This is a genomic window from Chryseobacterium sp. R2ACT005, assembly GCF_049949215.1.
GTDB lineage: Bacteria > Bacteroidota > Bacteroidia > Flavobacteriales > Weeksellaceae > Chryseobacterium.
Genome location: NZ_CP188192.1, coordinates 946,159 through 971,261, shown reverse-complemented (window position 1 = coordinate 971,261; position 25,103 = coordinate 946,159). Strand labels below are relative to the sequence as shown.

Annotated in this window: 13 protein-coding genes; all 13 read left to right on the top strand. The window is 38.3% G+C overall.

The features are described 5' to 3' along the window. The first annotated feature begins 263 nt into the window (after window positions 1-263). Entirely contained in the window at window positions 264-1,277 is a 1,014-nt protein-coding gene (gene glsA, locus ACPF63_RS04510) for a glutaminase A (protein ID WP_426482125.1), read from the top strand. A 908-nt stretch (window positions 1,278-2,185) separates the two neighbouring features. Further along, entirely contained in the window at window positions 2,186-9,211 is a 7,026-nt protein-coding gene (locus tag ACPF63_RS04505; protein WP_426482124.1) for an SDR family NAD(P)-dependent oxidoreductase, read from the top strand. Window positions 9,212-9,230: 19 nt separating this feature from the next. Further along, complete coding sequence (locus ACPF63_RS04500) at window positions 9,231-13,487, top strand: beta-ketoacyl synthase N-terminal-like domain-containing protein (RefSeq protein ID WP_426482123.1); 4,257 nt, start codon at window positions 9,231-9,233, stop codon at window positions 13,485-13,487. Then, window positions 13,475-13,774: an acyl carrier protein gene (locus tag ACPF63_RS04495; RefSeq protein WP_002977699.1), complete on the top strand. Its 300-nt coding sequence runs from the start codon at window positions 13,475-13,477 to the stop codon at window positions 13,772-13,774. Before ACPF63_RS04500 ends, ACPF63_RS04495 begins: the two co-directional genes overlap by 13 nt. Continuing rightward, window positions 13,765-14,547: an alpha/beta fold hydrolase gene (locus ACPF63_RS04490; RefSeq protein ID WP_426482122.1), complete on the top strand. Its 783-nt coding sequence runs from the start codon at window positions 13,765-13,767 to the stop codon at window positions 14,545-14,547. The genes ACPF63_RS04495 and ACPF63_RS04490 overlap by 10 nt, the downstream gene beginning before the upstream one ends. Beyond that, window positions 14,540-16,942, top strand: coding sequence for a glycosyltransferase (locus ACPF63_RS04485; protein WP_426482121.1), 2,403 nt, complete (start codon window positions 14,540-14,542; stop codon window positions 16,940-16,942). Before ACPF63_RS04490 ends, ACPF63_RS04485 begins: the two co-directional genes overlap by 8 nt. A 15-nt stretch (window positions 16,943-16,957) precedes the next feature. Beyond that, window positions 16,958-18,229: a condensation domain-containing protein gene (locus ACPF63_RS04480; protein ID WP_426482120.1), complete on the top strand. Its 1,272-nt coding sequence runs from the start codon at window positions 16,958-16,960 to the stop codon at window positions 18,227-18,229. Next, window positions 18,226-19,479, top strand: coding sequence for a phthiocerol/phthiodiolone dimycocerosyl transferase family protein (locus ACPF63_RS04475; protein WP_426482119.1), 1,254 nt, complete (start codon window positions 18,226-18,228; stop codon window positions 19,477-19,479). The genes ACPF63_RS04480 and ACPF63_RS04475 overlap by 4 nt, the downstream gene beginning before the upstream one ends. After that, window positions 19,476-20,012: a hypothetical protein gene (locus ACPF63_RS04470; RefSeq protein WP_426482118.1), complete on the top strand. Its 537-nt coding sequence runs from the start codon at window positions 19,476-19,478 to the stop codon at window positions 20,010-20,012. Before ACPF63_RS04475 ends, ACPF63_RS04470 begins: the two co-directional genes overlap by 4 nt. 264 nt (window positions 20,013-20,276) lie before the next feature. Then, the gene (dndC, locus tag ACPF63_RS04465; protein ID WP_426482117.1) at window positions 20,277-21,641 is read left to right on the top strand and encodes a DNA phosphorothioation system sulfurtransferase DndC; all 1,365 of its coding nucleotides are present in this window, start codon (window positions 20,277-20,279) and stop codon (window positions 21,639-21,641) included. A 3-nt stretch (window positions 21,642-21,644) separates the two neighbouring features. Next, the gene (locus tag ACPF63_RS04460; protein ID WP_426482116.1) at window positions 21,645-23,735 is read left to right on the top strand and encodes a hypothetical protein; all 2,091 of its coding nucleotides are present in this window, start codon (window positions 21,645-21,647) and stop codon (window positions 23,733-23,735) included. Then, the gene (locus ACPF63_RS04455; RefSeq protein WP_426482115.1) at window positions 23,719-24,114 is read left to right on the top strand and encodes a DndE family protein; all 396 of its coding nucleotides are present in this window, start codon (window positions 23,719-23,721) and stop codon (window positions 24,112-24,114) included. Before ACPF63_RS04460 ends, ACPF63_RS04455 begins: the two co-directional genes overlap by 17 nt. A 73-nt stretch (window positions 24,115-24,187) precedes the next feature. Continuing rightward, window positions 24,188-24,973, top strand: coding sequence for a restriction endonuclease (locus ACPF63_RS04450; RefSeq protein WP_426482114.1), 786 nt, complete (start codon window positions 24,188-24,190; stop codon window positions 24,971-24,973). The last annotated feature ends 130 nt before the right edge of the window (window positions 24,974-25,103 follow it).

Sequence of the window (25,103 nt, the reverse complement as noted above, 5' to 3'; positions counted from 1 at the left end):
TGTTTATTTTCTACTAAAAAAAATACATTTAAATTAAAATTAATAACATTAATAAAGATGAAAATAACAATCTTCTCATCCATTCATTATTCTTCAAATAATCTTCATACATCTTGACCTCACAACCTTCTTGTACAAATACACACATCCAAAACCAGAATGATATCCTAAGGCACAATAAAGGAGAATTGCCAACAAGGTTAAAAAACTTTATCTTTGTTTTTCGAGGCTTATCATAAACATTTTATTTGAAGATCTTCCCTATGAAAAACAACAGCTTTTTATTTTCTGCAAAAGGAATTTGTACCGCAGCTTTTCTTTCCTTAAACACAATAGTTTACGCTCAGAAACCGGCAGACATTTCAACAATTTCAGAAAAAACATTAAACACTATTCTGGAAAAAAACAGAGCTTATTATACACAGGGCAAAGTGGCAGATTACATTCCTGAACTGGGAAAAATGGACGCTAAAGCTGTCGCGTTTTCAGTAGTAGATAAAAATGGAAAAGTATTCAACACCGGAGATGTGAGTAAAAAATTCACGATGCAGAGTATCTCCAAAATCATATCATTAATGGTGGCTATAAACGAAAAAGGAGAAGCGCATATTTTTGACAAGATGGGATATTTCGGCTCTGACAAACCCTTCAACCATTTTTCAAACCTTGAGACCACAGGCAAACCGCTCAATCCCATGATGAATGCAGGAGCTATTCTTACTACTTCGTTAATTTCAGGAGACGGCGAGAAACCTTTCCTTAAGATTCTGGATATGGTAAGGTATATTACCAAAAATCAGACAATTGAGTATAACAAATCTGTTTATGAATCTGAAAAAGCAACCGGACACCGTAACCGGGGTATGTTTTACATCATGAAAAACAGTGGACTGATTTCAGGAAATGAAGATCAGCTGGATAATTATTTCAAGCAGTGTTCTATTGAGCTTACCGCTGAAGATCTTGCAAAAATCGGTTATTTCTTTGCCAACCAATGTGTAAGGTTTGACGGAGATGCCACTTATAAGAATGCAGATATAGCAAAATTGGTGGAGTCACAGATGCTGACCGCCGGAATGTATGAATTCAGTGGTGAATACTCCAGAACCGTAGGTCTTCCAAGTAAATCCGGTGTCGGAGGCGGAATTACCGTAAGTGTTCCCGGAAAAATAGGAATTGGTGTATTCAGTCCATCTTTAGATCAACATGGAAATTCACTGGCTGGATATCACATGATTTTAGATCTTGCAAAACAATACGGATTAAGTATATTTTAAATCTTGAAAGCCTGTTCACCGGATAATAAAATTACATTATCCAATAATCTTTAAAAGGCTTATTCATCAGAAACATCTCAACCATCAAACCTATAAAAAAAACAGTAAGTATATCAAACACTTACTGTTTTTTTATGAATTTCGGAAAGATATATTAATTATTCTTAAAATTCTCTATCTATTTATTTATCAAAAAGATAGAGAAAGTTCATAAATAATTCAAATTAAATCACAATATATTGATTAATTTTATTTAAATTCGCTTTGCTGTTTTATCAGATTGATAAAGGCAATTTTTACATTTCGGAACCTTATTCATTCTATATTATCTTTTTGTAATATATGCAAAAACAAATCTCTTGTTTTTGAAATATTTTATTTTTTATTCCTATATTTGCTTAACATTTCTTTAACTATAACTATTTATAATTTAAGTTGAGAAGATTGTACCGGCATGTTTCTAAGAATAAATAAACAATAAATATATTTTAATAACATATGAACAATTGATATTTTTATATTAATAAATAATTATCAAATTGTATTTATGATTAAAAAATATATACATTTTTATTATTTTTATTCACTCATAACAGAAAAACACCATCAATACTAATGGCATCCGTGTTCTGATATGAAATATCATTAACTATTCCTATACCGTAAATGCTATGAAAAACTTGACCAAAATCAGGCTAATGCCTTTTGAAAAACCGGATACCAACCTTATATCATGCAATCTATTAACAAACAATAGATTTTTGAATAATTACCATAAAAACACATACATCATTAAAGATTTAACAAAAACCAATTTTATTATATCGTAACAAAAGCGATCGCCTTAATACCGAAAGGCCTTACATTTTGTTATGAATCTCTTGCTATCATTCAATAATTATCACGCCATGAAAAACTTAACCATTATTGGACTGACGCCTTTTGAAAAACCAGACGTTAACCTTATCCCTAAACTACACCAGGCGGGTGCATTTCCCGTTTTAAGTTTAGGAAATGAAATAACGACTGCACAGGAAGCGTTACATCAACTTGATCAGATAGACGTACCATCGTATGGTATTTATTTTTCTAATGACAATTTCACCGCTCTCCAAATTCCTGAAAAAGTAAGGTTTGCAATCCTTCCGTTCGGAATGTCGAAGCCCATCAATCTGCCTGCTATTTATCAGGTAAGCAGCTTGGAAGAAGCCAGACAAGCTGAACAATCAGGAGCAGAAGGAATCATTATCAAAGGAAATGAAGCAGGTGGATGGGTAGGCTATGAATCCACGTTTGTATTATTTCAGCGTGTGATCAAAGAAATTCAGAACATTCCGGTGTGGGTACAGGGAGGAATAGGTCTCCATACCGCAGCGGCATCAAAAGCATTGGGAGCAACAGGAGTTGTACTGGACAGTCAGCTGGCTCTGTTTCCTGAAAGTTCAGTTCCTAACGAACTGAAAGAAGTCTGCTCAAAACTGAATGGTACAGAAACTAAGGTGATTGCTAACCATCGTGTATTGGTAAGACCCAATTCACCTGCATTACCAGAAAACACAACAGCTGAAGATCTGAAACAGTACTTCACTGGTCTGGACCTCAGTACATGTTATATCCCGATGGGACAAGACATTTCGCTGGCAACAGATTTGTATGAGGATTTCAAAACCCTGAAAAAAATGGTTTTCGGATTCAAAGAAGCCATGTATGGACACCTAAAGCAGGCAAAAGCACTTAAAGTAATTGATAAAGACAACACTTTAGCTCAGGAACTGGGTCTTCGTTATCCTATCGCTCAAGGTCCGATGACCCGTGTAAGCGATGTACCGTCATTTGCGAATGCAGTAGCAGATGCCGGAGCATTACCTTTTGTTGCCTTATCCTTATTGAAAGGAGAATCTGCAAAATCTCTGGTAATGGATACTAAAAGACTGGCTGGTGAAAAAACCTGGGGTGTAGGAATCCTGGGATTCGCACCACAGGAATTAAGAGATGAACAGACATCATATATATTAGAAGCTAAACCTCCTGTCGTTTTAATTGCAGGCGGAAGACCAGCCCAGGCTAAAGTATTTGAAAAAGCCGGAATAAAATCATTCTTACACGTTCCTTCCCCTGCCCTTCTGGATATTTTCCTGAAAGAAGGTGCCAGAAACTTCATTTTTGAAGGGCGTGAGTGCGGAGGCCATGTAGGTCCCCTTTCAAGTGTGGTTCTTTGGGAAAAACAAATTGAACGTATCTTAAAAGAAGAACACCCTGAAAACATCAGTGTCTTTTTTGCAGGAGGAATTCATAACGCCTTTTCAACTGCGTTCGTTTCTATCATGGCTGCACCGTTAGCTGCAAGAGGAGTAAAAATTGGTGTATTGATGGGAACCGCTTATCTCTATACCAATGAAGCTGTACAGACCGGAGCCATTCAGGAAGAATTTCAGTCGCAGGCTATGCAGGCAAAAGATACAGTTCTACTGGAAACAGCTCCCGGACATGAAACCCGTTGTTTAAATACAGCATTTGCCCACCATTTCAATACAGAAAAAGCAAAGCTTCTTGCTGCAGGAATGGATAAAAAACAAGTGTGGGAACAGCTCGAGAAATTAAACGTAGGCCGTTTAAGAATTGCGGCTAAAGGTATAGAGCGTCAGGGTGATCAACTTGTCAATATTCCTAAAGATGACCAACTAGACTTAGGAATGTATATGATTGGGCAGGTAGCTACCATGCACAATCGTGTGATCTCATTAGCGGCTCTGCATCAAAGTGTTGTAGACAACTATGAGCATATTCAGGATGCAGTGTTACCGGAAGAGCCGGTTTCTACAGAAAAACCTCTGGATATCGCTATCGTAGGAATGGAATGTATTTTCCCGGGTGCTAAAAACCTTGATGAATACTGGAGAAATATTATTTTAGGAAAAGACAGTGTTACCGAAGTACCGGATGAAAGATGGAATAAAGAATTGTATTACCACCCGGATTCTGACGGACCGGATGTATCTCACTCCAAATGGGGTGGATTTATTCCTAAAATTGATTTCGATCCATTGGCATTCGGAATTCCGCCACAATCTCTTGCGGCCATTGAACCTACACAGCTGTTAACTTTATTGGTTGCCAAGCGTGCAATGGAGGATGCTGGATATGGTGAAAAACACATCAACAGAGAAAACATTTCTGTTATTATAGGTGCTGAAGGAGGAAATGATCTTGCCAACAGCTATAGTTTCAGAGGATATTATAAGCAGGTTTTCGGAGAACTTCACGAAGAAGTAAAAGAAGCCTTCCCACATACCACAGAAGACTCATTTCCGGGTATTCTTGCCAATGTTATTGCAGGTAGAATCACAAACCGACTGGATCTTGGTGGCAGAAACTTTACCGTAGATGCTGCTTGTGCTTCATCATTAGCGGCTATAGATCTTGCTTGCCAGGAACTTGTATTAGGAAAATCCGATATGGTACTTGCCGGAGGAGCAGATTTACACAACGGAATCAATGATTACCTGATGTTCTCCAGTACTCATGCTCTTTCCAGAAAAGGAAGATGTGCTACATTCGATGGTGATGCAGATGGTATTGCCCTTGGAGAAGGTATCGCTATCCTTGTTTTAAAAAGATATGAAGACGCAGTACGCGATGGTGACCGTATTTATTCGGTGATCAAAGGAGTTGGCGGATCCAGTGACGGAAAAGCTCTGGGATTGACTGCTCCAAGACAGATAGGCCAGGTAAGAGCGTTGGAACGTGCTTATTCCCAGGCTGGTATCAGTGCTGCTTCCGTAGGTCTTGTAGAAGCTCATGGTACAGGAACTGTAGTCGGTGACAAAACTGAATTAAGTGCATTAACTAATTTATTCAGCCGTTCAGGGGCATTACCGGGACAGACTCATTTAGGTTCTGTAAAAACACAGATCGGGCATACAAAATGTGCGGCAGGATTAGCAGGATTAATCAAAGCGTCCCTTGCCGTATATCACGGGGTAAAACCACCTACCCTTCACCTTCAGCAGCCTAATGCTTATTATAATGCAGCAACCAGTCCGTTTGCCTTCCATGCAGAAAGTGGATTGTGGGCGGAGAAAAATCGGTATGCAGGAATCAGTGCGTTTGGATTTGGAGGAACGAACTTCCATACGGTAATTGCCAATCATCCTAAACAGGATAATTCAATCGCAATGCAATCGTGGCCTTCAGAACTGTTTGTTTTCCGTGGAGAGACTTACGAAGAAGCAAAAGGACAGTCGAGCCAGATTAAAGCTTTATTAGAAATCAATGATGGCATTCCATTAAAAGATCTTGCTTACAGTTTAAGCATCAGTTCAGAAAAACCAATCCAGTTCAGTATTGTTGCAGACACCGCTGAAGATCTGATGATGAAGCTTGAACTAGTACTACTAGGGATTGAGACAAAAGATACCTTTACTGTGAATAAGAAAGAAGGTAAAGTAGCCTTCACATTCCCAGGACAGGGCAGCCAGAGAATTAATATGGCTCGTGATTTATTCGTCGTTTTCCCTGCTATGCGTAAGATTATTGATGAGTATCCTGAACTTGAAAAAGTAGTTTTCCCATCTAAAACATTTAATGAAGCTGATTTAAAACAACAAAAAGAAACCATTAAAGATACCCGTTTAGCGCAACCTCTTTTAGGAATTGTAGACCTTGCACTGGCTAAATTCTTAGAATCATTAGGCATTATTCCTGATATGCTGGCAGGTCATAGTTATGGTGAAATACCTGCTTTATGCTTTGCCGGGGTATTTGGAGAAGATAAACTGGTTGACTTAAGTGTTCAGAGAGCTCAGTCTATTTTAGACTCAGTAGAAGGTGGAGATCCTGGTTCAATGCTGGCTGCAAGTGCTACAGCGGAACGTTTACAGCCGATTATTGCAAAAGTAGAAGGATGTTATCCGGTAAACTTCAATGCTCCTGCTCAATGTGTCATTGCAGGAAGTACTGAAGCGATCAATAAATTACTGGAAGTTCTTAAACAGGAAGGTATTTCTGCTAAAAAACTGGAAGTTGCGTGTGCATTCCACAGCCCATTATTGGCAAAATCCAAGGATTTATATGCTCAGGTATTGAAAGATGTTCCTTTCCAGGAAATGCAGATTCCTGTTTGGTCTAATACTACAGCTGAGGTATATCCGTCGAATCCATCAGAAATAAAAGAAAGACTTACTGATCATCTGGTACAGCCTGTAAGATTTGTAGAACAGCTTCAGGCGATGTACAATGACGGTGCAAGAATATTCATCGAAGTAGGACCAGGAAAAGTCCTTACAGGATTAACCAAATCCTGCCTTGAAAAAGATCAGCTGACCTTATATGTTGAAGACAACAGCCGTAATAAATTCAGCCATCTTCTTTGTATGCTGGCACAATATTTAGGAACAGGCCGGAGCTTCAGTATCGATAAACTTTTTGATGGCCGAAGCGTTAAGGTAATTGATCTTAACCAACCTGAGCTTTACAAGAAAAGCCCTGCCATCTGGCGTGTAAACGGGCAAACTGCCCACCCAACTCATGGTAATCTGCCATCTAATGGTGCTTTACCACTTATAAACCCTATTCCCATGAACAATTTTACTAATAATCCACAACCCCCTGCAACTGAAGCTCAGTCTACTGCTGAACGTATGCTGCAGGAATATTTAAACAGCATGAAATTAATGATACAGGCACAGCGTGATGTGATGCTTTCCTTTATGGGACAGAATCCTCAGGCGTTCCCTGCTCCTGTATATCATTCACCAGTACAGACTCCTGCTCATCAGCCAATATCTACCATTCCGGCTCAGCCTGTTCAACAGGAAAGACCCGTAGCCGTTGCTGCTGTGAAACAGGCCCCTTCAAGAGATATCAAATCCCTATTACTACAGGTGGTAAGTGATAAAACAGGATATCCTCAGGAAATGCTGGGTATGGAAATGGACCTGGAAGCTGACTTAAGTATTGATTCTATTAAAAGAGTTGAAATCATCGGAACACTTCGTAACGAACTTGGAACTCTGGGTAACGGAAACACCAGTGAAGATACTGTTATGGAGCAATTAGCAGGAATAAAAACCTTAAGTGGTCTTGTTTCATGGCTTACTGAATTCTCAGGAGCTGAAACAACTGCTGCCCCTGAAAAAAACGGATCTGCAGCTGAATCAACAGCTTCAAAACCACAAGCTCAACCGGCATTCTCTCTTGAAGACCTTCAAAATGCTATTCTGAATATCGTAAGTGATAAAACAGGATATCCAAAAGAAATGTTAGGTCTTGATCTTGATCTGGAAGCGGATTTGAGTATAGACTCCATCAAACGTATGGAAATCATCGGTGATCTTAAAACCAAAATCGGTTTTGGTCAAAACCTTGAACAGGCTGATGATGTTATGGAAAAACTCGCTGCAATTAAAACACTTCGTGGTCTGGCAGGCTGGATCAACGAAATGAATGGTGAAGCGAACGAAACAAACAGCGAAACCAAGGAAACAAACATTGCAGAACCAACTCAAAATGTACTTTCACGTCTTCGTTTTGATATCACTCCTACTGACGCTTCTTTAGTACAAAACACAGAAATATTGCAGGGAAAACGTTTCGCAATTACTCAGGATGAAAGAAAACAAACCTCAGCGATCAAAGAAGCTCTGGAAAAACATGGCGCAATTGTAGAAATAGTAGATACAGAAAAAGATCTTTCAAACATTGACGGATTAATTATGTTAGACCTATTCTCGGCAACTGACAAACCAAGCATTATCGATCACGTAGATCTGATCAAAAAACTGGATTTTGATAAAGCTAAATGGGTATACCTAGTTTCAGACATCACGGCTCATCTTCAGGAAATCACTGATGTAAGTATATTACGCCACCATCAGGGATATCCGGGACTTTTCAAAAGCTTAGCAAGAGAATTTGATAATACAACATGCAGACTGATCAGCCTGAGTACTCCTCAGGAAGTAGATCAGATTGCTGAAATTACATTAAAGGAAATCCTTACAAATGATAAACCTGCTGAGATCATTTACAAAAATGACCAACGACACAGAGTAGATATCATTCCTTCCCCATTGTCAACGAGTCTGAGTGAAGCTCAAATTCAATTAGATCAAAAATCTGTGGTATTGGTATTGGGAGGTGCACAGGGAATCACTGCAGAATTGGCAAAACACATGTCTCAGGCGTATCCTTGTACTTATATTCTGGTAGGAAGATCTGCAGATCCTAGAAATGAAGTTTCTGCTAAAGAATTTGAAAGTATGAAAACAAAAGAGGAAATCAGAGGTTTCCTGATCAGATCCGGACAATTCACTTCTCCTGCAGAAATAGAAAAAGAAACGACGAAGATTTTCAAAAACAATCAGATCCTACGCACAATCCGTGATATGGAAGAACTTGGAAATACCATTATTTACCAATCATTGGATCTTTGTGACGAAGAAGGATTAAGCAATCTGATCAGCAGTATTTACGAAAAATACAACCGTCTGGACGGAGTGATCCATGGAGCAGGTCTTTTAGAAGATAAACTATTCAAACAAAAGACGACAAGTTCTTTCGGACGTGTATTCGATACCAAAGTGAAACCACTTCGTGTATTGGCTGAACAGCTTCGTACAGACTGCCAGTTTGTAGTTCTGTTCTCAAGCATTGCTTCCGTATACGGTAACAAAGGCCAGACAGATTATGCTGCTGCCAACAGTGTACTGGATGATTACGCGAATGCTTTAAACAAAAGATTAAAAGGAAAAGTAATCTCTATCAACTGGGGACCCTGGAAAGGAGCCGGAATGGTCTCTTCCACCCTGGAATCAGAATATGAACGCAGAGGAATATCCATGATTCCTTTGGATGAAGGGAAAGAAATCTTTCTTAACGAGATCAAATATGGAACTGAAAGCCAGGTGCTGATCATGTCAGGAAATAATTGGTAAAACGCTGCATAAATTCAATATGAAAAAAACAGATGTTGCTGTAATTGGCCTTTCCTGTGTCTTTCCCGGGGCACAGGATGCCAACACTTTTTGGCAGAATATTGTCAATAAAGTCGATTCTACCGAGCTGGCTCCGGCTGATCGGATAGATCCGGTTCATTTCAGTGATGCAACAAGTCCCGTTGACCGTTTCTACTGTCAGCGCGGAGGGTTTATCCCTGATTACACATTCGATCCTACAGCATTTGGTATTCTGCCATTGGCTGTTCAGGGAACGGAACCTGACCATTTGCTTACCCTTGATCTGGTGCAGAAAGCACTGGAAGATGCAGGTGTATTTCAAAAGAACATTTCCCTTGAAAAAACGGGAATCATCATCGGTAAAGGAAACTATACCGGTCCGGGAGCTACCCGCGCTATTGAAATTGTAAGAACCGGAGAACAGATTTCTTCGTTACTGCAGGAATTACTGCCTCATGTGTCTTCTTCTGACATTGAAAAGGTAAAACATGCTTTTCAGGAACGCAAAGGACGTTTTGCAGCAGATACTGCTATGGGATTAATTCCTAATCTTGTAGCCTCCCTTGTCGCCAACCGTTTCAATTTAGGCGGTGCCGCATTTACTGTAGATGCAGCCTGTGCCTCTGCTTTGATTGCTGTAGACCATGCTGTACAGGAACTTCAGAGAGGACGTTCCGACATCATGATTGCAGGAGGAGTACACACAGGACAGAACGCTGCCTTCTGGAGTATTTTTGCCCAGCTGGGAGCCATGTCCCGTCAACAGCAGATCAAGCCGTTCAGTATGGATGCTGACGGACTACTGATCGGTGAAGGTTGTGGTTTTGTCGTTTTAAAACGATTAGAAGACGCCGTTCGCGATCAGGATAAAATCTATGCTGTTATTAAAGGGATTGGAGTAAGCAGTGACGGTACCGGAACCAGCGTGATGAGCCCGTCCGTGAAAGGTCAGTTAAAAGCTTTGGAACAGGCATGGATCAATGCTGATTTAGATAAAAATAAAGTGGGATATCTTGAAGCTCACGGCACAGGAACGCCCCTTGGAGATAAAACAGAACTTCAGACCTTAGCTCAATTCTTCGGAAAAGAAGAAGCTGCTCCGGTGGCAGGTATTGGTTCTGTAAAGTCCAATATCGGTCATGCTATGCCGGCTGCCGGGATTGCAGGATTAATTAAAACCTGTCTGGCATTGCATCATGATACTTTGCCGCCAACATTATATTGTGAGAATCCAACTGCAGAGATGCAGAACACAAGGTTTGAGCCTGTACAGGAAGCCAAAAACTGGTCAAAAACAGGACTTCCAAAAGTAGCGGCTGTGAATGCTTTCGGATTTGGAGGAATCAATGCACACGTAGTTCTTGAAGGCTATGATATGCCTAAAAAAGATCAGGTGCTGATATTGGCCAGACCTACTCATGAACAACTGCTTTCAGCATTACAAAATAATGAAACAGCCATTGGTGAAGGAGATTTCAGAGTGGCTATATTCGACCCAACACCTGCAAGAGTAGAAAAAGTCATTAAAATTGTTTCCAAAAATATCATCTGGAAAAACAAGCAGGATATCTGGTACACCTCTACCCCATTATTAAAGGATGGTGGTAAAGTAGCCTTTGTATTTCCTGGCTTAGATGGTCTTGCAAAAGGTGAAGTAGAAAGCGTTAGTCGTTATTTTGGATTAACAGCTCCTATCGAAACAGAAGGTGAAGGTCTTTTAACTGATGCATTAAATATTTTCAACAACTGCAGTATCCTTGATAATTCACTGAAAAAACTGGGAATTATCCCGGATATGAATGCCGGACACAGTTTAGGAGAATGGCTGGCAGGATATTCATCCGAATTAGCCGAAGCCAATTCTGTAAAAGCATTAATTGATGTGCTGAATCCTGAAACTTTTGAGTTAAAAGACTCCAAGTTTATCGCCATAGGAGCCGGAATTGACGTTATAAAACCTTTTATCACTAAAATTTCAAATCTTTATATTTCCAATGACAATTGTCCTAATCAGGTGATTCTTTGTGGAAGTAATGCTGCGTTGGATGAATTGGTTCCTTTGTTAAAAGCCAATCAGATTTTCCATCAGGTATTGCCGTTCCAATCAGGATTCCACTCTCCTTTTATCGCCGATAAACTGGATGTCATCCTTGCAGGAATGGAAAAAGCGCAGTTCCAGAAGACAAAAATTCCATTGTGGTCAGCCACAACATTAGAACCTTATCCTTCGGATCAGGCAGCAATCAGAAAACTGAGTGCAGAACATTTGGTTCAGCCTGTCCGTTTCCGTGAACTGACCGATACATTATACGAAGAAGGCGCAAGAGTATTCATTCAGGTGGGTACAGGAGGATTGATCGGGTTTATTGATGATACTTTAAAAGGAAAAGCATTCAGTACGATTGCTTCAAGTGTTCCTACCCGTTCTGCATTAGCGCAGTTACAACGCGTGGTCGCTTCATTATTTGTAGAGGGAAAAACCATTGCGCTTGACTTTTTAGAGATTCAGAATCACACGAAAAAAGTATCAGGAAAAGGGATTAAACTGGAATTAGGTTCGCCTATTATCCGTAATTTTAAAGAAGTTAAAGCGTTGGCTCAATCATTTGATGCCCCAAAACAATATACCGCAACTGCTTCATCTATTGCCACCAAAAGCGGCCATCCGCTGGTACAGGCATTCCAGGATAATGTTGCCGATATGATCCGCATGCAGGAAGAAGTATTGACTTTATTCCAGAACCGTCCTGAGATCACAATCCAGCGCCCTGCAGCTCCGGCAGCACATGTTGCTCCGAAAGCCCCAAGAAGTACAACCTTCTCAAAAGACCTGTATGTAACCCTGGAAAGTCATCCTTACCTGATTGACCACAGTTTATTGAGACAGCCTAAAGGATGGGCTCATGTAGCGGATATGGAACCGGTAATTCCGATGACCATGATCTTTGAACAGCTTGCTGAAATTGCAGAAGCTGAAGTTCCGGGAACATTGGTTCATAAAATCATGAACGTAAGTGTATTCCAATGGATGAACGTTGCCAAACCTTTTGAAAAAACAGTAAAAGGAGAATGGCGATCACCCAACCACGCTTATCTGGATATTGAGAATTTTGCCAATGCAGAAGTCGTTTTAAAATCTGCTTCTGTTCCAACACCAACTTTCAATATTTCCATTGGTAATCTTTTACCTATCGAAAGAACCCCTGAAGAAATCTATGACATGCACATGTTCCATGGAGACAAATACCAGGGAATCACTGAAGTTTCAGCCGTTGGAGACAAAGGAATTATCGGAAAAATAAAAGGAAATGGCGGTAAAGGTTCTTTACTGGATAACGCAGGACAGTTATTCGGACTTTGGCTGCAGCTTACATTGGTGAAAGACCGTATTGCATTTCCTGTAAAAATCAGAGATATTGAATTCTTCGGCGATATGCATGATCAGGAAGGTATTTTTGAATGCACCTGTATGCTGACCGAGCTTAATGATGAATTTGCCATCGCAGATATCATCCTGAAAAGAGACGGAAAAGTATGGTGTGCCATTACCGGCTGGCAAAACAGAAGACTGGAAATTGATGCCGCCTTATGGAATGTTTCCATGTCACCGCTGCACAACAGACTTTCGGAAGAGATTGCTCCTGAAGTTTTCTTTTTCCACCAGGCGTATACGAGAGTGGCTTCATGGGATTTTATCCTGAAAAGATATTTCAACCAGACGGAAAAACAGCATCACCAAAAGTTATTACCCAACAAGAAGAAAAACTGGATGGTAAGCCGTGTAGCGGTGAAAGATGCTGTAAGAAACCTTCTCCGTCAGGAAAAAAATCATGCCTGCTTCCCGATCACCTTTGAAATCCGTTCCGATGAAGTAGGAAAACCTTACCTCATCAGTGATTTTACAGAAGACATTCATATTTCTCTGGCTCATAAAGGAAAAGAAGCCGTGGGAATTGCGAGATATGGCAAATCTGTAGGAATCGATATGGAACTCATGGAAGAACGCAGCGAAGGATTCTATGATCTGGTATTTACAAACAATGAATTAGCCTTATTAAAAGGCAGAGACCAGGCAGAATGGACCACCCGTTTCTGGGTAGCCAAGGAAGCCTACGGAAAATTCATGGGAACAGGACTGAAGGGAAATCCTAAAGCTTTCGAAGTCGAACTTATTAAAGATGATCACCTGTGGATCAATAACATTGAAATCAAAACTATTAAACATAAAAATTATATTATCGGATGGACACTGTAAACGCAACATTAAAAATGAACCACGAAGAACTTTTTACTTTATTAAAAGGTTTTATTACTGAAGTGATAGGTGCTGAATTCGTAGAAGAAATGGACATTACTCCTGAAAGTTCATTCACTAAAGATCTTGAAATGGACAGCATCGAGATTGTCTCTTTCTCTGAAAAGATCAAAGCACATTTTGGCGATCAGATCGACTTTACAGGTTGGTTATCTTCTATGGATCTTGACCAGCTTATTAATCTTGACCTTAGTATGATCATCAATTATATCTACGAATGCCAATAATCACTGTCAATAACAGACAAGTTCATATACAGGAACTCAACAAAGGAGCCGAACAAACCGTGGTACTTATCCACGGTATGTTCAGTAACCTGTCCATTTATTATTTTAATATTGCCCCTGTGCTGGCGAAGCATTTCCATGTAGTGATGTACGATCTGAAAAGCCACGGTATGAGTGAACGCTTTTTGGATGGGTACGACCTTGATACCATGTCATCCGATCTGATAGGTTTAATAGATCACCTTCAACTGGAAAAAGTACACCTTGTCGGCTATAGTTTCGGAGGTCTTATTGCTTTGAAAACAGCTTTAGAATATCCTGACCGCGTGAATCAGCTCGTGGTGACGGAAGCTCCGGATCCTCAGGACGAAAAAGCCCGTAACATCATTGATGAATACAGCAAAGAATTTCTTGAGCATTATGTCGCCAATTTTACAGATACCACAAAAGTACAGATGGGTAAAAGACAAATGGAAAAGAACCACCGTATGTATGAATTTCTGTTTAATCAGACCACCATTAAAGCAGATATGATCAGGGAAAAACATTTCCTTGGTGAAGCCCGTTTCAATGAATTGGCGGCTCCTACTTTATTGCTTTATGGCGCTGACTCCAACTGCAGACCTACCGGAGAGTGGCTTCAGTCTCAAATCAGCGGATCTGAACTTGAATTAATTCCGGGCGATCACAATATTCCTATTCAGGAACCCAATCTGATTGCGGAAACAATCGCTCAATTTTTATCTAAAATTTTAACACAAAACCATGGCTAAATTTGCATTTATAGTTCCACCATTGACAGGACATGTCAATCCTACCTTAAGCATCGGTGCTACTCTTTTGGAAAGAGGACATGAAGTAGCCTGGATCAGCCTTGACCCGACTTTAGAGGCTAAACTTCCGGAGGGAGGAAAATTATTACTGATCCAATACGATCAGACCGACGAAGAAAAGAAAGAAAGTGAACAATATCTCGATATTATTTCTAAAAAAGTGGTGTATGGTATAGACAGCGTGAAGTTCCTTTATGAAGAGGTTCTTATTCCGCTGAACAGACATTGCTATAAGGGAATTATTGCTTTACTGAAAACATATCAGCCTGATTTGGTTATCGGAGACCACCAGTTATTTGCAGCCCCTGTTGCTGCTAAAACGCTGGGAATTCCTTATGCCACTTCCGTTACTGCTCCGGCCGCCATTAAAATTATGAATGAACTGCCTAAGGTACACGAGTGGGAAGTGAATCAGATCATTGATTTACAGAAAGAACTGGGCTTTCAGGAGGAACGTTCTCTGGCGACTTCAGACCTGTTGACCCTTGTTCTGACTTCCAGTTATTTCTTTGGTGAAATGGATGATCTGCCTTCTCAATATCAGTTCACAGGACCCGTTCTTACAGAAAGACGTGTTTCATGTGAATTTGACTGGGAAAAATTAAAAAGCAAAAACAACAAAAAGATCCTGGTAAGCATTGGGACTACCTTCGATCATGATCATAAAAAAGCATTCTTCCAAAAGGTAATTGATGCCTTTAAAGATGAAGATCTAACCGTTGTAGTGGTTTCCGATCCTCAACTTTTCGAGGAATGGCCGGATAACTTTATGGTGTATCAGCAGGTTCCACAATTGGATCTGTTACCTCATCTTGACGGTGTGGTTTGCCATGGAGGTCACAATACCGTATCTGAAACATTATCCAACGGTATTCCTTTGGTAGTGATCCCTATTGCCTATGACCAGTCACACGTTGCAGGACGTGTTGTACGTACAGAAGCGGGTGAACGTCTTAATTTTAACCGATTTAAAGGAAATCATCTTAGAGAAGCTGTACAGCAGGTTCTGAACAATCCGAGCTATAAAGAAGCAGCTCAGAAAGTGAGACAATCTTTTGTAGAAGCCGGAGGTTCTACTACAGCGGCCAACTTATTGGAACAAGCAATATTGAAAACTTCAAAACCTGAAAAACCGTCTAAATTTTTATTTGTAGTTCCTCCGTTTTTCGGACATGTGAGCCCTACGTTAAGTGTGGGAGCAAGCTTAATTGCCCGTGGCCACGAAGTAAAATGGTTCGGAATTACCCCATTAGACAGCAAACATATTCCGGAAGGAGGTTCTTATTTCTATCCTGAAGAAGATCTTGTTCCGTATCAGGAGGAAATTGCCCGTATTTTAAAGAGACAGGATGACGGACCAGCCTGTTCAGGACCTGAAGTGATGAAACTGGCACTGGAAGAAACGTATGTTCCTTTCGCTAAAATGATGATGCCGGGACTTAACAGACTTACTGAAAGCTGGATGCCGGATGTTATCGTGAATGACTGTATCACTTTCGGAGGGGCCCTTTTCGCTCACAAAAATAATATTCCTTGTGTAACGACAACACCTGTTCCACCGGATGTGATGGGAGATACGGAAAAAAGTGCTCCGAAAATCTGGGAATGGCAGCAAAACCTGATCAAAGACCTACAAAAAGAAGTAGGCATTCATGAGGAAGGAATTTATATCCATTCTCACAAACTGAATATGGTGTTTACATCACAGGCCTTTGCCGGCTTTGAAACGGTTCCGTCTCATATGAAATTCGTAGGTCCGGTAAAAGGCCGTCCGAACGATGCACCATTTGACTGGGATAAACTGAATGCTTCTACCACTCCAAAGATATTTGTATCATTGGGGACATTGTTGGTAGACATCAGAAAAGCTTTCTTTGAAAAAATCATCGCCGCATTTAAAGACCAGCCAGTTACGGTAATTGCCGCTACTCCACCGGAAATTTTTGAAGAATGGCCGGACAATTTTATTGTGAACAGTTTTGTTCCTCAATCTGCAGTGATGCAGCAAATGGACATAGTGATCTGCCATGGTGGATTCAATACCGTAAATGATACTTTCCGAAACGGATTACCAATGTTGATCACCCCTATTGCTTATGATCATTTCCATATTGCAAAACTGATTGAACAGGCAGGCTGCGGAATCAGTATCCGATACAAAAGACTGCGTGTAGATGCGCTTCGTGAAACCGTTTTTGAACTGTTGGAAAATCCTAAATACAGAATTGCTGCTCAGGAAGTAAGAAACACATTTACCCTTGCCGGAGGTAACGATAAGGCAGTAGAATTATTAGAGAATTTTGTACAGGAACATTCAACACTAGCTCCCGTATAGCCTATGAATCAACACATGAAAAGAAGATTATTATTTGGTGAACGCATGTTATTGGGGGACGGAACAGAACCTTTTAATGCGGTCATCCCGTTCAGACTGAGAGGTACTTTTACTTTAAAAGATATCCAGCAGGCTCTGGCTCAAATTCAAAATAAACATCCATGGCTGAGAGCATTAATCAGCCATGATGAAAAAAACATCCCGTGGTTCAACGTTCCCGAAAAACCGATCTCTATCCCTGTAAGGATTATCACCCGACAGAGTGAAGATCAATGGCAGGAAGAATCCAGAAGGGAATGGAGCACTCCATTTAATTATGAAAAACTGCCCCTGATCCGGTTTATCTGGATCAAAGGGGAAAATGTTTCCGATATGCTGTTTACCTTCCACCACTGTTTATGTGATGGAGGTTCTGCCATGTCTTTCCTGAATGAGTTTCTGAAAGTACTGGATAATCCGGCTGCTGAAATCGGGACAGAAAATCCGATTCTGGGAATACAGGATGTAGTTCCTGCCCACATTCTGAACAGCCGCAGACAGAAACTGAAAGCTAAATTTATAGGAAGACTTGCAGCTACTGCCATCAAATGGATTCCTGTAGGCAAAAAAGCAGTAGAAAGACAGAATGACTACCTGATCAACTGGAAACTGGACGAAACGGTAAGCAAGGAATTAATCGCGTACTGCAAATCTCAGAAAGTGACCGTGAATACCTTTTTAAGTGCGGCCGTCTTGCAGGCATTTAAAAAAGTAAGGGCTGAAAAATCTTTCAACAAAGTTTCCTGTCCGGTAGATATCAGACGTTTTGCCAGTCAGATTAAAGAAGATCATATCTTCGCTTTCGGGCTGATGATTGTGGTTTCTGCTGATGAAAAGTTAAGCTTTGAGGACAACCTCCGCGCCATGCAGAAATCTGTGGAACAAAAGACCTCAAAACTGAATCCTTACATCACGATGATGGTCATGGAATCCGGGCATGATGCGCTGAATAGTTTCACCAAATTGTTGAAGAACGGGAAATCCTCCAACGACTGTATGTTTTCCAATCTGGGACGGATACAGATTCCTCATGAGTATAAAGAATTTACGGTTGAAACGATCTTCAGCCCATCAGTGATTGGTCCGTTAGGGAATACCACTACCCTGGTGGTTTCTACCTACCGTGGAAAAATGGATTTTTCATTCATGGGAAGCGAAGGTTATTTACCGTATACAGAAGCATTGGCTATCCGTGATGAGGTCATGCAAACGATTCATTCACAACTAAAACAAATGGTAATATCATGATCAAGAGACCTTTAATGATGGTGGAAAGGATCATGTATGTAGATCCGGAAACGCCTTTAAACTGTGTGTATACCGCAAAAATCAACGGACAGATTTCTGAGGGGACTTTTAAAACAGCTTTAATCAAAATCCAGCAGAAACATCCCATGCTGAGAGCTATCGTTGATCATACCGTCGGACGATATCCTTTTTTTATGGGACATAAAGATATTGAACCTATTCCCCTTCGTATTGTAGAACGAAAGACAAATAATGACTGGTTCAAAGAATCCGAAAAAGCATGGTTTCAACTTTTTGATCAACCCAAAAAGCCTCTGGCTGAAGTAGTATGGGTAAAGGGACAGGATCATTCCGAAATCCTCTGGATCATGCCTCACTGCATTTCAGACGGAACTACCGGAGTGACCTTAATGCGTGAACTTCTGAGTTTGCTGGACAATCCTTATTCTCCATTAATTCCTTATGTTGCTTTTGAATCTGTAGATGATTTTCTGCCTTCGGATTTTAATACGGGAATTAAAAAATACAAGGCCAGTCTTTATCTGCTGTTCGCCAGAATATTCTTTTCTATCCAGCGAAAAAGTAAAAAGAGAAACCTCGGGAAAAGCTACGCCATTCACTGGCAAATGACCCCGGAGGATACAAAATTGATTACTGAGAAATGTAAAGCCAACGGAATTTCCGTCCATGCTCTGCTATGTTCTTCCGTAATGCAGGCCTTCCGTGATATTCAGGGAGAACGTGCCAAAGGTAAGGTGATCAGTCCAGTGGATGTACGTCATTTTATTCCGGAAATCAAAGAAGATCATTTATTTGCTTTTGCCCCAACCGTAGAGCTTTCCATCAAGAAAGACAATAAAGATGTTCTGGGGAATGCCAAGCAGATCAAAAGAGACCTTATTGAGAAAATCAGTAAGCTGGAAGCCCGTGAACTCCTGTGGATGGGAGAACGTATGCACCCTATTGTAGGACGCATGATCAATATGCTGAAATCCAGTGAAGGCGGACATGATGTGACCTTATCCAATATGGGAAAGGTGAATATACCGAATGATTATAAAAACTTCAATCTGGAAACGGTATTCAGTCCTACCGTGGCTTTCCCATGGCTGAACTCCAATACCTTAGTCGCCAGTACGTACAACCAGCAGATGAACTTCGCCTTCATGTCCAATGAAAACTTTCTTCCGAAAGAGGAAGCCCATCTGATAAAAGATAAAGCCATTGAGCTATTGACTACCTCTCTATGAAATTGAAAATAAAGCCTCCGAAGCCAAAACCCATCAAGAAAACTACCCTGAAACGCTTTCTCATCAAGCGTACGATTTACTATGTCCTCCCGAATGTATTTTTTAATTTCATCATCGCGTATGCCAGCTTCAAGGAGTTAGGCTACACTCATTTTTTCTCAGGAACCCAAAACCTGGCCCGCCTTACCCTGCCAATGGCCATTTTCCTTCCGGTAGTCCTTACCATTGACATCATCAAAAGAGTAACCGATGCCGCCAGCCAGGAAGCCATAGAGTTTACCGTAGACGAGCAGTTGAATATTAAAAAGTTAATGACCAAACTAAGCATTATACATGGCTTAATTACAGGTTCATTGGTACTCTCCCTACTCTTTATAGGACAGTATAATTTCTCAAAGGATTATAAGCTGGATGCTACGGCAATGGCTGTGGTAGTGGGTGTTTTAGCTGGGATTTTGTCTGTGGTGTTTGTATATCTGCCGGTGTGGAGATTGAGGAGGTGGATGTGTAGGAGAATTGAGATACTGACTTAAAAACAATTTGTAATATAAATCTTCTTTTCCATAAGGAGGATTTTTTTGCATAATAATATCTTAAATATTTTTCACCAAATGAACTTTTAAATCTTTTCGCTATACTTTGATCAGATAATCATTACCCCTTTTCAATTAATTAAAGCACAAACACTTTACTCTTAATAGATTATGTTTATTACACATTTTGGTTACCTATAATTCAATGTTATTTTGCTAAATTTGACAAGAATTTTACGTGGATAAATATTGTCGAGATTAAAAATGCAACATATAAAAAGCAAAAAAATAGAAGGGATTATTGATCAAATTATAGATCAATATGTCTATGCTGATAGATCTGAAAGACCTTGGGTTATCGGATTTAGTGGGGGAAAAGATTCAACGGTATTATTAACTCTAGTATGGATTGCTTTACAAAGAATTAGAGAGCAGTTGCCGCATCCTTTTCAGTTAAAAAGAAAGGTACATATTGTCTGTAATGATACCATGGTTGAAAATCCAATTCTTGCTGACTATGTACAAGATGTTCTTAAGAAAATAGATGAAGAAGCTAGAAATCAGGATTTACCCATTTTTGTAAAAAGAACAACGCCAAAGCTGGAAGAAACTTTTTGGATTAATGTCATTGGAAAAGGATATCCTGTTCCAAATAATTCATTCAGATGGTGCACAGATAAATTAAAGATTCGACCAACTTCAAGCTTTCTATTAGATCAGGTAGACGAGATGGGTGAAGCAATTGTTTTATTAGGAACCCGTTATGATGAAAGTGCTACAAGAGAACGTTCAATAAGAAAACATGAAGTTACAGGAAGAAGATTATCTAAACATAAAACATCGCCAAATACTTATACCTATGCTCCTATCAAAGAAATGATGATGGAAGAAGTATGGTATGTCATTAATGCTGTTCCTTCACCTTGGGGATTTGATAATTCTATTTTATTTCAAATCTATGCAGATGCAAGTGCGGATGACTATGAATGTCCTACTGTAGTTACAGATAAAAAACATACCTCATGTGGACAAAGTAGATTTGGATGTTGGACTTGTACTGTTGTCAAGAATGATAAATCAATGAATGGTTTAGTTAGCAATGGAAGAAACTGGATGCAGCCATTATTAGACTTCAGAAATAGGTTAGTTGAAAATCGTAATCTTCCTGAAAATAGAATGAATATCAGGAGAAATGGCCAAGCTGCAATAAATGAAGATGGAGAAAATAATGGTACTTACAATATTATGTATCGAAAAGAAATTTTAAGAGACCTATTAACCATCCAAAAAGAAATCCAAAAAGAAAGACCAGATATTACTCTTATCAATAATCAAGAATTAATTGCTATTCAAGTTATTTGGAATAGAGATCTTGAATTTGATCATACTGTTGGTGGAATTTATAAAGAAATATATGGTAGGGACATAAGCACTAATAACATTAAAGCACTAGACCATACTGAAAAAAGAATCATCCGTGAAGTTTGTGAGAATGATATGGGTTATTATAATCTTATAGATAATTTAATTTCTCTACAGGAAACTAAAACATTACTGATCTCTAAATATGGTCTGCATAATGACATAGAAAGAAGAATTGAGAAATTTGCAATGCCAGAAAAGAAATAAAGTATGAAGATTAGAAAAATAAAATTTAATAATTTTAGAATATATAAGGGGGAAAATGAAATTAATTTTTCTTCTGCTAATTCTTCAAAAAACATCAATATTGTGGCAGGTAAAAATGGTTTTGGAAAAACAACCTTTTTAACCTCACTTATTTGGTGCTTTTATGGCAAGATGATGGTTGAAGTTGAAGAAAAATATAAACGTGATGTTCGTAATTCTGGTGGGTATGAGAGCTTCTTACTTACCCTGCTCAACAGAGATATTAAAACTGAGTTTGAGGAAAATAAAAATATCAATCCGGTTTTATCTATGGAGATCGAATTAGAAGATTTATCTATACCTTCTATGCCTAGTGAATCAGTTTTAATAAAAAGATCTTTTAATCTTAAAAGCGGTATTGAAGATGTTGAAATTTTAATTGATGGAGTTGAGAATGAATTAACTAAAGAAGTTGGCTATGAAGTATTTATCAATGACTTCATTTTACCTCGTGAGATCGCTAAATTCTTTTTCTTTGATGCTGAAAAAATCGTTACGCTTGCAGAAGCTAAATCAAAGTCAGAGCTCAAAAATCTTAGCAAAGCCTATTCAGAAGTATTAGGGATAAAAAAATATGAGGATTTAAAAAAGAATCTGGAAACATTACTTATTAAACTTCGAAGAAACGGAGCAAAACCGCATCAACAAGAAAAACTACAAGAATTACTAGATAAAGAAACTGAAATTCAAGAGCTCATTACAATCAGTCAAAGTAAAAGGGATGAAATTGAAAAAGAAATTTTATTAAATACTCAACAAAGTGAAGCTTTACAGGAAAAATTAATCCGAGAAGGAAATGGTATTACCGTAGAAGAATTGAAAGAACTTAAAGACGAGTATCATAACTTAAAAGTCAAATCTGATGAAATTAAAGGGAGGTTAAAAAAAATGTTGGATATTGTTCCCATTGTATTAGCTGGTAAAAAACTTATTGAATTAGAAAATCAGATTGATAATGAGGAAGCTTCAAATAATCCATTAAATATTGATCTTATTTCAAACTTAAAGCTTTATCAATCAATTATTGAAAAGTTGAAAGAATTAGGTATTGAAAACAAAAAAAGTAAACAAGTTGTTCAAACCATTCAAGATACCCTTGGCTCATTTAATACTTCTAAAGAGAATGAGACAAAGGTTCTGCTGGATTTTTCTTCCGAACAAAGAAGAGAAATCAAAGCTGTTATTGACAATATTAAAGGAGGCTTTAGTATACAATTTCAAGATATTGTTAAAGAGGAAAAAAATAATCGTTTAGCTATTTCTAGGATATTCCACAAGATCAAACAAGCAGAAGCCAGAAAAGACAATGCAGTAGCTGAAAAATTGAGAGAAGAGAAATCTAAATCGGATAAAAAAATCATTGCCTTATCAGAAGAAAAAGGTGCTCTTAATGAAGAAATTGCTACTTTAGAAACTCAATTAACGAGTAATCATAAAATACTTTCTGAATTTGAAAAGAATTTTAAATTAATTGAGGCTGATTTAGCAAAAAGTGAGGTTACTCAGAATCTTTTAGACAAAATCAATATTATTATAAAGAGGATAAAAGAAGATAAAAAATACTCTTTACAGAAGTCCATTTTATTAGGATTAAAAAAACTAATGCATAAAAACAACTTTATCAGAAATGTAAAAGTGAATGTGCAAGATGATATTATGGATATTGATTTATTAGATGTTAATAATAATATCATAGACAAAGAGTCTTTATCTAAAGGTGAACAGCAATTGTATGCTACTGCTTTATTAAAAGCTTTAGTAGATGAATCAGGAATTAAGTTTCCAGTATTTATTGATAGCCCTTTGCAAAAATTTGATAAGTTTCACTCGCAAAACATCATTAAAGAGTTCTACCCTTCTATTTCTGAACAAGTCGTTCTGTTCCCATTATTGGAAAAAGAGCTTTCAGAAATAGAATATGAATATCTTAAACCTTATTTGAATAAAGTACATATGATCGATAATGTTGAAGGGGTATCGTCATTAAAGTCATTTAAGATAGATCAGTTGTTTAACGAATTTAAAAAAGACAGTAACTATGTTCACTCAAATTAAAACCAATAAAGCCAATAAAGATATAGTTGCCCAGCTTACAAGAAGATTGAATTTAGGTACTGAAAATATCATAGCACGTATGGCTTTATCATATTCACTGTCTCTAGATCATAAATTGAATTTAAATACCCTTTCTGACTCTGGTGGTAAAGAATATTCCCGATCTGTTTTATTTGGAGATTACGATGATATATATATTGGATTAGTTTGTACTCATTATGGTATTTATAAGACAGACAAGGACCTTGGAAAGTATATTAAATTGCATATTGACAATGGATTGCAATTGATTAATGAGGAATTACAGAAAGCCAATAATATTGATGGTTTTGATTTTTTAGTGGAACTAATTTCTGAAAAAATTCAAATATTACATTAAGTAAAACTTTATCATTCAATAAATTGGTTATATTATCTCGTTTTTCTAAATTTGGAAAAACGATAAACCATAAATGAAAATTAAAGATGCAATTTTCGAAGTTCTCGAAAAAGAGAATAAGCCTCTTAGTGTAAAAGAAATTTACCTTCAGATTATAGAAAATCAACTGTATAATTTCAAATCTGATAACCCGGAACACATCGTTCGCACACTTCTTAGACGTCAAAGTGAAAATATAAATTTTCCATCCTCTCGTAAAGTAAAGTATTTTACATTTCTTGAGGATGGAACTTTTTGGTTTAAAGATAAACCTTATATATCTAAGCAAAAGAATAAAAATTTACCTAAAGAAAAATTACCATATGACGAAATAGTAGAACTTCAAAAGAAATACAATCACACATTAAAAAAATTAATATTAAGCCAACTTTCTAACATTGAACCTGAAGATTTTGAGGAATTTTGCAGAAAACTATTAGCTGTTTACGGCTTTAAAAATGTTAAAGTAACTCAAAAAACCAAAGATGGGGGTATTGACGGTTATGGTGAACTTAAAATAGGTATTGCAACTATGCTGGTAGCCTTTGAATGTAAGCGATGGATAAATACTGTGGGTCGGCCAAAGGTTAGCCAATTTCGTGGAGATATACAAGGTAAGTATCAACAAGGCATTTTCTTCACAACCTCTAAATTTTCTAAAGAAGCAAAAGATTCATCATTACAGTCAGGAGCCGTTCCCATTATTTTAATTGATGGAAATAGTATTGTTGATTTAATGATGGAAAAAGAATTTGGTGTAGAAAAAATTGAACTGCCAATTTATTCGAATGCTTTAGATCTTATTTTACAAAAAGAATAGATATAAGAACTAAGTTTTCAGAGACCATCTACCTATTTCACATATAGTTTCAATCTAAACAACATTACAAGATGTTTATACAAATTTTCAGCTTATACTGAGAGTTTTTGATGAATTATTTCACTTTTTT